We start from the raw sequence: 14,007 nt of genomic DNA on the forward strand, positions 1-14,007 counted from the left end.
GGAAGACTATATGAAAAAGGACTATCCTGAAAAATCAGCTTTACTGACTTCCAGGATAGCCCGACAATAACTAAGTTATGGTTAGCTACTATTCTTCACCAACGTCATTTGACAAAGAACCAATTAATAACTATATTTGCTGAAATAAAGATCGCCTTTGAAATCGCTGCGGCGCTAGGGGATGCCTCTGGCCCTAAGCCAAGCAACTTCGCCGCTTGGCTTAGGGCTTCGACTAGCTTTTCCCACACCTTCACACCGTACGCGAAACATTCGCTTGATACGGCGTTCCAACTAATCCAATTCAATCCAGTCATCAACACTTTTGAAATTGTTTCTTCATCTGTGCCTCAATTCTTTCGTTACAATAAGTCGGTGCCGTCCAGTGGAAGGTGAACCTCTATTAGTCTTACAAGAACCTTATTAACCATTGAAGAACTGTCTTGCATGGCTGAATGAATCTTTCATTAGTCTAGTGGCTATCCCTCCACGTTCATTACACGCTTCAACGGTACTGTGCCACCACTTTCACTGATATGAAGAAAAGTTATGTAGTCGCTATTCTCACGCCTATTCGCCGAGCTGATAACACGCTTTTTCTTACTAATCAGCGTGCTATTCGACGCAGGGGAAGCCTTCCAAGGCGTTACCTCCTCATTCGACTTCTCGATATAACCCTTCAATTTCTAGAAACCTGAAACTGCCTGACCTTTACCAAAATTGTGTGACCACATTTCATTTGAATCAGGAACGTATGCACCAACTAATGCACCTGTTAGTTTAAGAAGAACAGAGTCACTGATTAAACAATTTCGCTTTATAATGGAATAACGAAAATAGAAACAAGAATGCTAATTAGCTTTATTTTTCTTCAACTAACCGTCTCTTATTATAACAAAAACCCCTTTCAGTTTATGAACTAAAAGGAGATTTTTATTATTTGTTATTATCATATAAATCTTTATACATAATACGAACAAGAGTAAAAACAAATACGGGGATTAAAAAAAATCTATTATTTGTCAGGCTATTCGCTGAAGTATTATCAAATAAAATACTTACTACTAAAGCAATTATAATAACCACACTGAAAATAATAAACATCATTTTATTTACTGAAAAATACTCTTTTTTTATTTGAATCACTAAAAATACTATTGTAAAAACAATTAAAACAATACGAGTTACAAACAAAAGTTCATTTTGAAGAAAAAAAGTTGCAAATAAATATAAAAGAACTATTAAATTAAAAATTATGGAAAAATTAATTTTTTTCATTATAAACTCCTAAAAGTAGATTGATTGGTGTTGTTCAACAACCTGGCCCGATTATTGAACACAAATTATAAAAAACTGTCCAACTACCCTGCCCCGTTAGTTCAATAAGAAAAAAGGCTACACTCCTTCTTGAAGTAAAGCACCTCGTTAGTGTAAGTAAGATACTTAACAAACTCTAATAGAATTGGTTATTTATTTAGTACTTAATATTAAATTAGTAGAAAATTTCTCCTCAAATGTGTAATGCAAAATAACAGTACATAGTATTGCAATGTGATGATGCAGAGAATTGCAAAGAAAAACACATACCGATTTGTGCAAGATTTTACGTGGAGAGGCGGGCGTGATAGCCTGCATTGGCAGAGGCAGGTCCAGGTCCTTGTGGTGCCTGGCTTCTTGGCTCGTGCATCTTGCCAGTAGAGGCTCCATGTCAAATCAACTTGGAGTCTGCAGTATACTTTGCAAAACTATGTACGAATCCTTTGCAATTCTCTGTACTTAGTTTTTGCAAAATACACTCAAATTTAATTAGAAACTAAATAGTGCCATCGCAATAATTAATACAGATGCTGCTATATAAAACTTTCCCCAGCTATTTTTACCTCTATTTTTTAATTCCTCTATACCTAAAACTGCAAACAAGATTCCAAGCAATAAAGATGATATTGGACCATACGAAAAATCTTTAGTAATTAAACCGTATGCTGAAATTGCTATCACAACTAAAGTAAGAATTATTTTTAAAATTTTCAACTCTATCCCCCTCGAATTAACCTGTTGCTTTACTTTAATACGTTTGAAACATATATATGTTTCAATTTTATATAAATTTTCCATTTAAAATAAACAAAAATCCATTTTTCTTCTTAAACTAACCTGCCCCGTTAGTTTAAGAAGAAAGAGCTCCCTAAGAAGTCCCTTTTGATCAAGTAAAGTTGGCAATAGGTAAGCATTTGAAGTATTCTCCAGCTTTTTCCCTGCTCCACACGGAACGTGACAGTTTCCCGTCATTCCGCGTTCCATCTGACGATTTGTACTAGACTATAAGTTCCTCGTTACCCTTAGACAAATAGAGTTCATAAATTCTTTCCGCTAAGTGCTCGCACTGTGGGAATCCCACATTCTTACCCGATCGGTGCGACGAACGTTTGGAAAATAATCATTCCATTTCGCTAGACTTGGGGTTGTTCCTCCACCTCTATTACAGAGGTTTCACTGGTCGTACCCCTACCCTCATAAGGCCAAATGCATTTTGCCATAAGACTGTACCTTCGGAAGTTCGTCAGTTCCTTCATAGAGGAACTATTCTCACCATATCTAGTTTTTCAGCCATGAGGTCTATCATTCCGCATGCAGGAGTATTGATGGGATAGTGTCAGGAAACATGGCTCCATCATTCCTATCCTCCGTTGTATAGTTGAAATTTATTATTATAAATCTATATGTGATTTCATCACGCTATAACTTGCTTTGAACCAACTGTAGGCTTTTTCATTTTATATACTGCTTTAAAAATGGCTCAATTCCTGGATAGCTTTCATTTATTACGATGGAGAGCAATTGATTACTGTCGACGATACGGTGCGTCATTAACTGATTTAGCACTGATGCTAAACATTTTTCAGCATTGATTTCTTCAACTAACTGACACGTTTTTGACTCCAATAATGCTATTACTTTACAATACTCTTCCTCCTCGGCTAAGGAAAGCACTGTATCAACTACACTTTTCTCTTGCACGAGTAGCCGAAGTGCTAAATGTAAGCACTTTTTTTGTGCCTGCAATGTTACCTCATCTACTATGCGAATAATAGCTGGCTCTGGGGGACGTGTATGAAGGAGAGTTTGATCAAAAGCCCAGACGTAAACACCCTCTCGATTATTAAAGTAGCTCGGATCTACAAACTGTATCACACCACCACAATCCGTACATACTGCCGTATAGTTTACAAAAAACACATCAATCCCTGGCTTTTCCACATTTCTGTATGTCCTATACGGAATAAATACATCATGCTCGCAGAAAAGACAAATAAGCGGACGGTTCAAAATAGTAATTTGACTTTCCTCACAGCTTAAATCTTCTACCATATCTAATCTACCTGTTTGTAAACGATATTCGTTTCCATCCCTTTCGTTAGTTGTTGGAACTGCTGAATATTACCACAGTCTTTGCAAGTAAAAGATTGCAGTGTTAATTGCTGCTTTTGCTCTTCATCAACAAACGGTACTACATCAATATATACTTCCCGATGACTAAAAATGGCACCGTCACAGTGAGGACAGCTTAGCTGTTTACCTACAATCCTTATTTCATAATTACCACGTCTTCTGACCAATTTACGACATCCTTCCTTTTCTAAGCTTCGATAATATCCAAATTCCGCCCGATTGCGGGAGCATATTCTGCTTTTCCCGTGGATAAGCACCTTTTGTTCTGTTAAATTATATGAGTATTTATTCCGGAATTTCAAAATCGAAATATTTTCCAATATTAGAAGAACAGCCGGTTAAAGAGTATTTTATTCCCTTTTCAGTATTTTCACTACCGAGGTCTGTACAGGTTGTATTCGTTACTCCTTTATCAGAACCTCCAAATTTATCCTTGGAATTATCGTGGGAATACTTAATACTTTCGCCGTTATAATCTAAAGTATCGAAAATTGGGTCGCCCTCTGTTGTTCTTCTCACGATGTGTATTGTATCTTCATTACCATTTTCGACATTTTGAATGAACTTCAAAAGTTTATCCAAGTTACTTGTTATTTCACCTTCTTGACTGAATACAATATCGCTATCTTTAACTGATTGACAGGCAACCAATGTTGCTAACAGCATTATGGATGCAAGGATTGAAATTCTTCTTAAAAATTTCACCTCCGTTATTTAGAATTTTAAAATTGCATCTTTCAATAATCTTACCATGTTAATAATTAATTCCCTTTTATTGTTGGAATACTTCGATAAACAAATGAAAAAAGCACTGCTAAAAGCAATGCTAATTTATACTTGAATTTAGTGTTAGTTGTTTTGATATCTGCGGTGTTAGTCAAAGTTTAGTACCTCTTTACTGGTTATAAAAAATAGCTTTAGGAGTTTCTTTCACTTCTATTTATCCTCAATATAACCGTCTTTTTCATGATAAGGAATGTCTCCGAGAGGGGATTCGATTCCTTCATCATCCAGTTCCGCTTCATATTTCTCAGAGGCATCAGATCTGATGAAGCCGCGTGCCTGTCCATTTATATCGGTACCTGTGAATTCTTCAAATTTTTCGGTTGCACCATCTGAAATTCCGCTGTCGTATAATGTATTATAGTTATCGTGATCCCCGCTGAAATCGGAAGGGGTTTCTGACGTTCCGGATTTTGCGATTTCCTGGAAGCTGTCTTCGCCATCTCGGGCTGCTCCGGAAAATGAATTGGGGTTGGCCATGGTAAGCGTATCCTCTTCGACAGGTCGGTCGTGGGGGACTTCTTGTTCCGTCGCATGGTCGATGCAAAGAGTTGTGTAAGGAACTGCTTCAAGCCGCTCAAATGGTATATCTTTTTGGCAAACTTCACACTTCCCGTAAGAACCGTCCTCCATCGCTTGTAAGGCGCTTGCCACTTTATCTAATTCAGAGCCAGCGTGTACGTGCAGGGCCATGTCTTTTTCTCTGTCATAGAGTTCAGTGCCTAAATCAGCGGGATGGTTGTCATACATCGACAGCTCGCCAGAATCTTCTTGAGCACTTTCTTTAATATCTGTTTCTTCTGCTGTTATTGTTAAATGTTCCTTCATTTCATATAACTCATTTTTAAGAGTGGCTTTTTGTTTATCGTTCAACACGTTTTGTCACGTCCTTTTTAGTAATAACAATAGTATGCTCATATACATCGAGCTTAACAAACAAAAGCAAAGATTAATGACTGTCGTTAATACACTTCCCTTTATTTCTATCCATTTAAACATGCTACTATTAAAAAGCCCGAAGCATCGATGAACATCGATGTTTCGGGCTTTTTAGTAGTTAGAGTAGATGTCCAATGAGTATGCCGATGCCTAATAACAAGCCGAATAAAGTATTCGTAACTGCAGTGTTTTTCATCGCGGGCATTACATGTATTGGGATGTGGTTTCTTCGGAACACGGTAATCGCCATAGCCGGCTTTTTGACACTAATAAATACAAGCAGTGCCCATGGAGTAAGATGACCAAAGAGAATCATTGCAATAATCCAGCCATAGGAAATAATGAAAAATAGCATCAGGATTGTAATTGCATTGGAACGGCCAACAAGAATAGCGAGAGTTTTTCGTCCGCCTTGCTTATCGCCTTCTAAATCACGTATATTATTTGCCAACATGATACCGGCGACGAGCAACATACTTGGGATGGATAGCAGAACCGCTTCTGTCGTTACTGTTTCTGTCTGGATATAAAACGCAATAAGGATTAGTAGCATTCCCATGACAACACCGGAAAACAGTTCTCCGAATGGCGTGTAGGCGATGGGATATGGTCCACCCGTATAAAAGTAGCCAACCATCATTGACAGGACACCGACGACGGCGAGCATCCACGAGGTTTCCATACAAATATAAATACCGATAAGGACGGAAATCCCGTAAAGCATAAAGGCAAGATTTAATACGGTTTTTGGTTTCACGCCATTACGGACGATCGTACCGCCGATGCCAATAGATTGTTCTGTATCAAGCCCTCTTTTAAAATCATAATATTCATTGAACATATTCGTTGCCATTTGGATGAAGACACTTGCGATGAGCATGGCGAAGAATAAAGGGAAATGTATTTTCCCGTAAGTTAGTGCAATCATGGTACCAAGAAATACAGGTGCAAAAGCTGCTGTAAGTGTATGTGGACGTGTAAGCTGCCACCAAATACGCCAGCCTGTATCCGCTTTTATTGTCTGTTGCAATATAGTTCTCTCCCTATCCTTTTAATGACCCTATCCATTGTACTCCAAAATGGGTGGAGTGAACATATGGATTGCTTATTATGTGCTCAAACGATGCGGATTCGGTATGATAGAATATAGGTATATGCTCTTAATCAGTCGAATGAATGTACGGAGGGAAAATAATGACTCGGAAGTTGACGGCTACCCGTGAATCTCAATTAAAAGTTAGGCAGAATGAGTTACGCTTTTTTGCAGAAACTGTCGATGCGGGGCGAATTTCACCACTAGCATTTTTTGAAGCAGGAGATTCGTGTTATAAAGATGAACGGTTCTATTGGCAAAATGCAGATAAAACATTAACACTTGTTGGAATTGGACATGCTACGGTATTAACAAGTGATGGAACGGATGATCGTTTCACATATATTTCAACAAGTTGGAAAAAGTTATGTAGTGCACTTATTAAAGAAGAAAATGATCGGGAACCTGTTCTTTTTGGAGGTTTCTCGTTTGATCCGAAAAGTGTTAAGCAATCAGAGTGGAATGCATTTCCATCGGCTCATTTCGTTGTACCTTCTTTCCAGTTGTCAATTACGAATGGCAAGACGGAAATTTCCATTAACCTTGTAACAAAGAGCGACGATGCGGCAAAACAGTTTGAAAAGTTAAGGGATGAAAGAGATCGTCTAATTCATATCGCACAAGTCGAGGAATCCGCTTTACTTACAAAACCGAAAGTTGTGTCAATAGAGGAACTTACGAAAGAACATTATATGAAAACCGTTGCAGATGTCACAAAGAAAATTAATAATGGTGAAGCTGAAAAAGTGGTAATTGCACGTTCGGTAAAACTTAATTTTGCAGATGAAGTGCCGGCTGTCACCGCACTACATCATATATCAAATGAACAGCAGGAAAGTTATCATTTTGGATTGCAAAAGGACGGCCAATTATTTTTTGGTGCTACGCCTGAACGTTTAATTGAAATATCAAATGGCCGTGCGTATTCGTCATGTGTCGCGGGCTCCATTAAACGAGGCAAATCGGCAGCCGAAGACCGCGAACTTGGCAACGAACTTCTTGAAGATAGCAAAAATCGGGAAGAGCATCAATATGTCGTTAATATGATTTCACAAGTGTTTAAAACATTTTGTACGGACATCAAAATTTCGAAAGTACCGAAACTGATGAAAGTACGTGATATTCAGCATTTGTTTACGCCAGTTGAAGGCAAAGTTGAACAAGGAACTGATATATTCAGTTTGGTTAAAGCACTTCACCCGACACCGGCACTTGGAGGTGTCCCAACTGATATAGCGATGGAAATAATCCGTTCTGAGGAAAACTTAGATCGGGGTTATTATGCTGCACCAATTGGTTGGACAGATACTGCTGGAAATGGTGAATTCGCTGTGGCAATCCGTTCCGCACTTCTTGACGGTGATCGTGCATACTTGTACGCAGGCGGAGGAATTGTAGCAGATTCTGAACCAGATATAGAATACGATGAAACATGGGTGAAATTCAGACCTGTTATGCGGGCGCTTGGAGGAAAACTGAATGGATAACCGTACAGTTTTGACGGATTATGTTCGAAGAATGACGGCTGCTCTGATGATGGCGGATGTGGAAGCGGTAGTTATTAGCCCGGGTTCTCGTTCGACACCACTCGCTTATGCTTTCGCTTCTACGGAAGGCCTTGATGTCTATATGCAAGTCGATGAACGATCGGCTGCCTATTTTGCATTAGGTTTGGCTAAGGCATCAGGTAATCCTGTCGTCCTTCTCTGTACGTCAGGTACCGCGGCATCGAATTATCATCCTGCTGTAACAGAAGCGTATTATGCCCGTATCCCGCTTATCGTCATTACGGCAGACCGTCCGCATGAATTAAGGGAAGTCGGTGCTCCGCAGGCGATCGATCAAATCCGAATGTATGGTAAGCATGTGAAATACAGTGTAGATTTCCCGCTTGCTGAAAATAATCCGGATATCGAAGACTTTATCGAGCGGCATGTCAGTCGTGCGTTGTCAGTTGCAACTTCAGCTCCAAACGGACCAGTTCACTTAAATGTGCCGTTCCGGGAACCACTGCTTATCGATTTTGATAGGGAAACGCCGAAAACGACTTTCCAAAAACAATTTAAAAGTGTAGATAGCTTGGAGGCATCTACTGCCCAACAAATTTCACAGTTACTTGCAACGTCAGAAAAAGGCTTTATCATTGCTGGCGAAATGCAGATAGGGTTCGATAAAACAGCATTTTGGAACTTTGCCAAAGCACTGAAATGGCCAGTATTATGCGACCCACTATCGAATCTTCGCACAGAAGTGCCCGAACAATGCCTTGCGCTTTGTATCGATCATTATGATGCGTTATTAAAAAGTGATGTATTCAAAGAGAAAGCCGTACCTGATACTGTAATTCGTTTTGGTGCACAGCCAATAGCGAAGCCGTTGTCGATTTACTTGAAAAAAGTACGGCCAGCTACAGTTATTGCCGTGGATGAATCGCCGGAATTCAGGGATTCGCTCGGCGTTGTGACGCATCATATCCAAACATCATCGGAAACAGTCATGCAAATTATTGTGGATAAACCAAAGACATCTTATACGGAGTTGTGGACGACGGCGAATGACGTGGCATCTGGGATTACAAATAATCATGAGGGTGTTGCTGGCGATGAAGGGATATTTGCGAAAATGTTAGTTGAGCATCTTCCCACAGGGAGCGACCTCGTAAGCGGCAGCAGCATGCCAATCCGTGATGTTGACACGTTTTTCAGGAAGACGGATAAGGACATCACAATTTTTGCAAATCGCGGGACGAATGGTATCGATGGTGTTGTATCGACAGCATTTGGTATCCAGGCGGCAAGAAAGCGACCTACATGGCTGTTAATTGGCGATTTATCGTTCTTGCATGATGTCAACGGGCTGATTGTTACTCGTTTCCACGAGGCAGATTTGACTATTGTCATTATCAATAACGATGGAGGCGGAATCTTCTCGTACCTACCTCAAGCTGAAGCGGGTAATCATTTCGAAGAGTTATTTGGTACGCCAACAGGCTTAACATTCGGTCATATTGCAGCAATGTATGATGCTCAGTATGCGGCAATCCACACGCCAAAAGAGTTCGAAATGGAACTCGTTAAAGCAAAGGTAAAACCTGTGCGTATTATTGAAGTGTTCACGAATCGTCAAGCGAATGTGAAAGCTCACCGTGACCTATGGACACAAATCACGGACAGGCTTGATCATGATGTATGAAAAGACTATCCGTATACGTGGCATTAATATACATGTGGAAATCATAGGTGAAGAGAATCTGACTACCATCGTTTTTTTACATGGCTTTACGGGGAGCACCACATCATGGCGTGATATTACAAAGTTGCTCAAAGGTAAATACCGGACAATAGCTGTCGATTTGACGGGACATGGGAAATCGACTATTCCGGAAGACATTGACCGCTACTCCATGGACCAGCAAGTCGAGGACCTAGAGGAACTGTTTACTGAGCTTTCTCTTGATCAATTCATCTTAGTTGGTTATTCGATGGGGGGACGCGTTGCACTAGCGTATACGGCACATCATTCGAAACGGGTATCGTCGTTGATTCTCGAGAGTTCCTCCCCAGGATTGAAGACGAAAGTGGAAAGAGAAGAACGACAAGTAGCTGACAGACGGCTGTCAGAAAAAATCTTAACGGACGGATTGCCAACATTCATCGATTTTTGGGGAAATATTCCCTTGTTCGCGTCTCAGAAGAATTTGTCAGAAGAAAAACAGCTGGCTGTGAGAAATGAACGACTTAGTCAGAGTGAAATCGGCCTTGCGAACAGCTTACGTGGGATTGGAACAGGCAGCCAAGTTTCTTATTGGGAGAGCCTAGGAACAATCAATCTTCCGGTTTTGCTCATAACGGGGGAACTCGACACGAAGTTCGTAAATATTTCCCGGGAAATGCAAAGAAATTTCCCTACTGTCCGTCACGAAACGATAGAACATGCTGGACATGCAATTCATGTGGAAAAACCGGCTACATTTGCTACAATGATAGTGAAGCATATTTCAGAGTTGAAAAATCGAGGAGGGTCACTATGACACGTCAATGGGAAACGATACGTACATACGAAGACATCAAATACGAACAGTATGGCGGGATTGCAAAAGTAACAATTAACCGTCCGGAAGTGCGTAATGCATTCCGTCCGAAAACGGTATCGGAATTAATCGACGCATTTTCGCGCGCACGAGACGACCAAAGCATTGGAGTCATCGTATTAACAGGCGAAGGCGAGAAAGCATTCTGTTCAGGCGGAGACCAATCCGTGCGAGGGCATGGCGGTTATGTGGGAGACGATGATATTCCGCGTCTAAACGTCTTGGACTTACAGCGTTTAATCCGAGTTATTCCGAAACCGGTTGTAGCAATGGTTGCGGGCTATGCAATCGGTGGCGGACATGTACTCCATGTCGTTTGTGATTTGACGATTGCAGCAGAAAATGCAGTTTTCGGACAAACTGGACCTAAAGTCGGTTCATTCGACGCGGGTTACGGTTCGGGCTACTTGGCACGAATTATCGGTCATAAGAAAGCGCGCGAAATTTGGTTCCTATGCCGTCAATATAACGCACAGGAAGCACTCGACATGGGTCTAGTCAACACGGTAGTTCCTTATGAACAACTGGAAGACGAGACGGTTCAATGGTGTCAAGAGATGCTTGGCATGAGCCCTACGGCACTTCGTTTCGTCAAAGCAGCAATGAATGCGGATACGGACGGACTTGCTGGTCTTCAACAATTGGCTGGTGACGCAACTCTTCTCTATTACACAACTGACGAAGCAAAAGAAGGCCGTGACGCGTTCAAAGAAAAACGCAAACCGGACTTCGGACAATTCCCACGTTTTCCTTGATCAAAGAAAAGCGTAAGGCGCCGTTTAGCCCCGAAAAGCGCTGGAAGGCTTGCAGATAAAGGCGGGCTTTGCCTTTTCAGCAAGACTGAAGCGACTCGAGGGGCTGGCGCCTGAAGTCTAGACAGAGATGAAACTGAATAAAAACTAAGAAAGCTGCCTCTAATCGGGCAGCTTTTTCTGAATGGATGGTGATGGCATGATTCCAAATTGGTTAATGCAACGGGCATATTTAACGCCCGATAAAGTAGCTTTATCGTTCGAAGAGGAAAAGTGGACATTTGGACAGTTAAAAGATGAAGCGGTGATTCTTGCACGAAAATTGAGGGCTAACAGTTTAAATGAAGGGCAACGGATTGCATTGCTGGGGTTCTCCAATGCTGAAATGGTGGTCATCATTCACGCATGTATGCTGGCAGGCCTTGAAATTGTTATGCTAAACAGTCGATTGACGAAAAAAGAAATCGCGTATCAATTGGATGATTCAGGCGCGACGACGGTTATTGTGTCGAATGAACTGAGTAGTGTTGTTGCGGATACGCCGGTACGTCAGCTACTATTCTCTACGATTAAAGGCAGTGCTGAACACCCATTTGTCATCCAGGATACTTGGCACTCAGACAGGACCATTACGATTATGTATACATCGGGCACAACAGGATTTCCAAAGGGGGTTCGTCAGACAGCAGGTAATCACGTCTCGAGTGCACTGTCGTCTGTTCTAAACCTAGGGCTTGATGAAGGCGATGTCTGGCTTTGTGCAATGCCTTTATTCCATATTAGCGGGTTCTCGATACTTGTTCGTTCTGTACTTTATGGAATGGAGGTTCAGTTGCATGAAAAGTTTGATGCCATCAAGTCCGCGAGAGCAGTAGGGGATGGATCCGTCACACGGATGTCTGTTGTATCGCTTACATTGGATAAAGTTCTGCGTGAACTGGAAAAGGAAAATAGTGTCGCACACCCATCATTTAAATCGATGCTAGCAGGAGGTGGTCCCGTTCCAATTGACTATTTGAAGCGGGCAAAAGCACTTGAAGTTCCTGTTCTCCAAACGTATGGCATGACAGAAACTAGTTCACAAACAGCGACCTTAGCAGCAAGCGATGCAATGAGGAAAATGGGCTCGGCAGGCAAACCGTTGTTCTTCAATCAAATCAAAATCAAAAATACAGAAACTCCAGGTGAAAAAGGCGAAGTATTTATACGCGGTCCGCATGTCACACCTGGATATATCGGTCGTTTTGAAGAAGTAGATCCATTGGAAAATGGCTGGCTTCCGACTGGCGATATCGGTTATTTCGATGCGGAAGGTTATTTGTATATTGTTGACAGAAGATCCGACTTGATCATTTCAGGAGGCGAAAATATTTATCCTGCTGAAATTGAAAATGTACTGGCAGCACATCCGAATATTCGAGAGGCAGGCGTTTGCGGGAAATCACATTCCGAGTGGGGAAGTGTTCCGGTCGCATTTGTCGTAGTATCAGGAGATGTGACTGAAGATGATTTGATAGCGTATTGTGAAGAGCGATTGGCGCGTTTCAAAGTACCGAAATCATTTCAATTCGTTGATGAACTGCCGCGTAATGGATCAAATAAGTTATTGCGTCGTAAATTGAAAGAGTTGGTGGAATTGGAGTAGGCGTGACGTCGAATTGTCATTGCAACTCGATGAACTATCAGGGGAACTCCAGACTGTCGCAGCAATCCACTCAAACACATAAAAAGGCTGTCCCATATACCAGTTTAAACCTGGCATACGGCACAGCCTTTCTTCATTTACTTTCCACTTAACGCTTTCTTCAGTGTTTCAATATTTTGTTCCATCAAAGAAAAATAGTCTTCGTTGTTTTTTATATCATCCACTGTTAATACACCAAGATTATGAAGCATGAGTGATTCAGCGCCGATTTCTTTCCGTACGACATCTGTTAGCTTCGATGATACATTTTGTTCAAATAGCACATAGTGAATGTTGTGGTCTTTTGCGTTTTTTACAATTTGTGCTAATTGCTTTTGGGAAGGCTCACTCTGTGAGTTCAGTCCTGCAATTGCGACTTGTTCAAGTCCATACGAATCGGCAAGATAACCAAATGACGCATGTGATACAAAGAACGTTTTAGAAGGGACATTGGATGCCATCACTTTAAATTTGCTATCGAGTTCGACAAGTTTGGCATTCAGTTGTTCATAGTTCTTCTCAAATTCGTCTTTTATTTCAGGTTTTGATGCAATCAATGCATCTTTGATAGAAGTCGCAAGATCGACACTTAGCAGTGGTGAAATCCATACATGAGGATCGACACCGCCATGATCATGACCTTCGTGTCCTTGCTCACCATCTTCGTCGTGATCTTCATCGCTATGACCTTCGCCCAGCATCTCATCAGGAATTGTCTCCGCTGTTGCGATCATTTTTACATGTTGATTTTTCATGGTTTTTTCGGCGTTTTCCACAAAGCCTTCAAGGCCAAGTCCGATATAGAAAAATAAATCCGAGTCCGCAAGTGCCATCATATCTTTTTGTGTAGGATCAAAAGTATGTTCATCCGCACCAGCGGGATAGATGGATTTCACATCAACGTGGTCGCCACCGATTTGTTCTGTAAAGTATTGTAGGGGGTATACTGTTGTATAAATAGACAATTTCTCTTTCCCAGTATCCGCATTTTTTGTAAGTGTGGATTTCTCGCCACAAGCACTGAGCAGTATAATTGTTAGAAATGAAATGATGAAAAATAGTTTCTTATTCATTAGATATATCCTCCGCGTCTTAATAGTAATGATTACGATTTGTCTAACTGACTTTTTTATCATACAAGAGAGTTCCTAATTTGGCAACTAAATAAGCGGATTTATTTTAAGTCGAAAAAAACGGCTCGACAATTATGTCAATCCGT

General features: G+C 41.0%; 13 protein-coding genes. 5 read left to right on the plus strand and 8 right to left on the minus strand.

Annotation, left to right across the window (positions count from 1 at the left end; all coding sequences use genetic code 11):
• Positions 1-933 precede the first annotated feature (933 nt).
• The 7 genes from I2484_RS16050 to I2484_RS16080 all read right to left on the minus strand — a co-directional run bounded on the left by I2484_RS16050 (position 934) and on the right by I2484_RS16080 (position 6,199).
• On the minus strand, positions 934-1,275 hold the full coding sequence (locus I2484_RS16050) for a hypothetical protein (protein ID WP_207152061.1): 342 nt from the start codon (positions 1,273-1,275) through the stop codon (positions 934-936).
• A gap of 528 nt (positions 1,276-1,803) precedes the next feature.
• Positions 1,804-2,028, minus strand: coding sequence for a hypothetical protein (locus I2484_RS16055; RefSeq protein WP_207152062.1), 225 nt, complete (start codon positions 2,026-2,028; stop codon positions 1,804-1,806).
• Between the two features lie 738 nt (positions 2,029-2,766).
• Positions 2,767-3,366, minus strand: coding sequence for a hypothetical protein (locus I2484_RS16060; protein WP_207152063.1), 600 nt, complete (start codon positions 3,364-3,366; stop codon positions 2,767-2,769).
• Positions 3,367-3,368: 2 nt separating this feature from the next.
• Positions 3,369-3,614: a CpXC domain-containing protein gene (locus I2484_RS16065; RefSeq protein ID WP_207152064.1), complete on the minus strand. Its 246-nt coding sequence runs from the start codon at positions 3,612-3,614 to the stop codon at positions 3,369-3,371.
• 118 nt (positions 3,615-3,732) lie between these two features.
• Entirely contained in the window at positions 3,733-4,152 is a 420-nt protein-coding gene (locus I2484_RS16070; RefSeq protein WP_346014208.1) for a DUF4362 domain-containing protein, read from the minus strand.
• A gap of 231 nt (positions 4,153-4,383) precedes the next feature.
• Positions 4,384-5,106 carry a TraR/DksA C4-type zinc finger protein gene (locus tag I2484_RS16075; protein WP_207152065.1) on the minus strand — a complete coding sequence of 241 codons (723 nt, stop codon included), beginning with the start codon at positions 5,104-5,106 and terminating at the stop codon, positions 4,384-4,386.
• A gap of 181 nt (positions 5,107-5,287) precedes the next feature.
• Positions 5,288-6,199 (minus strand): 1,4-dihydroxy-2-naphthoate polyprenyltransferase, encoded by a 912-nt coding sequence (locus tag I2484_RS16080; RefSeq protein ID WP_207152066.1) that lies wholly within the window; start codon positions 6,197-6,199, stop codon positions 5,288-5,290.
• Between the two features lie 164 nt (positions 6,200-6,363).
• Between I2484_RS16080 and I2484_RS16085 the strand changes: the two genes are divergently transcribed.
• The 5 genes from I2484_RS16085 to I2484_RS16105 all read left to right on the plus strand — a co-directional run bounded on the left by I2484_RS16085 (position 6,364) and on the right by I2484_RS16105 (position 12,749).
• Positions 6,364-7,749 carry an isochorismate synthase gene (locus tag I2484_RS16085; RefSeq protein ID WP_207152067.1) on the plus strand — a complete coding sequence of 462 codons (1,386 nt, stop codon included), beginning with the start codon at positions 6,364-6,366 and terminating at the stop codon, positions 7,747-7,749.
• Positions 7,742-9,454, plus strand: a complete 1,713-nt coding sequence (gene menD, locus I2484_RS16090) for a 2-succinyl-5-enolpyruvyl-6-hydroxy-3-cyclohexene-1-carboxylic-acid synthase (protein ID WP_207152068.1) — start codon at positions 7,742-7,744, stop codon at positions 9,452-9,454. Before I2484_RS16085 ends, menD begins: the two co-directional genes overlap by 8 nt.
• Complete coding sequence (menH, locus tag I2484_RS16095) at positions 9,444-10,292, plus strand: 2-succinyl-6-hydroxy-2,4-cyclohexadiene-1-carboxylate synthase (RefSeq protein ID WP_346014209.1); 849 nt, start codon at positions 9,444-9,446, stop codon at positions 10,290-10,292. The genes menD and menH overlap by 11 nt, the downstream gene beginning before the upstream one ends.
• The gene (menB, locus tag I2484_RS16100; RefSeq protein ID WP_207152069.1) at positions 10,289-11,107 is read left to right on the plus strand and encodes a 1,4-dihydroxy-2-naphthoyl-CoA synthase; all 819 of its coding nucleotides are present in this window, start codon (positions 10,289-10,291) and stop codon (positions 11,105-11,107) included. The genes menH and menB overlap by 4 nt, the downstream gene beginning before the upstream one ends.
• Positions 11,108-11,303: 196 nt before the next feature.
• The gene (locus tag I2484_RS16105) at positions 11,304-12,749 is read left to right on the plus strand and encodes an o-succinylbenzoate--CoA ligase (RefSeq protein WP_207152070.1); all 1,446 of its coding nucleotides are present in this window, start codon (positions 11,304-11,306) and stop codon (positions 12,747-12,749) included.
• A 137-nt stretch (positions 12,750-12,886) separates the two neighbouring features.
• On the opposite strand, the gene I2484_RS16110 is transcribed toward I2484_RS16105, so the two are convergent.
• Complete coding sequence (locus tag I2484_RS16110) at positions 12,887-13,861, minus strand: metal ABC transporter substrate-binding protein (protein ID WP_207152071.1); 975 nt, start codon at positions 13,859-13,861, stop codon at positions 12,887-12,889.
• Between the last annotated feature and the right edge of the window lie 146 nt (positions 13,862-14,007).

The organism is Sporosarcina sp. E16_8, from assembly GCF_017347095.1.
GTDB lineage: Bacteria > Bacillota > Bacilli > Bacillales_A > Planococcaceae > Sporosarcina.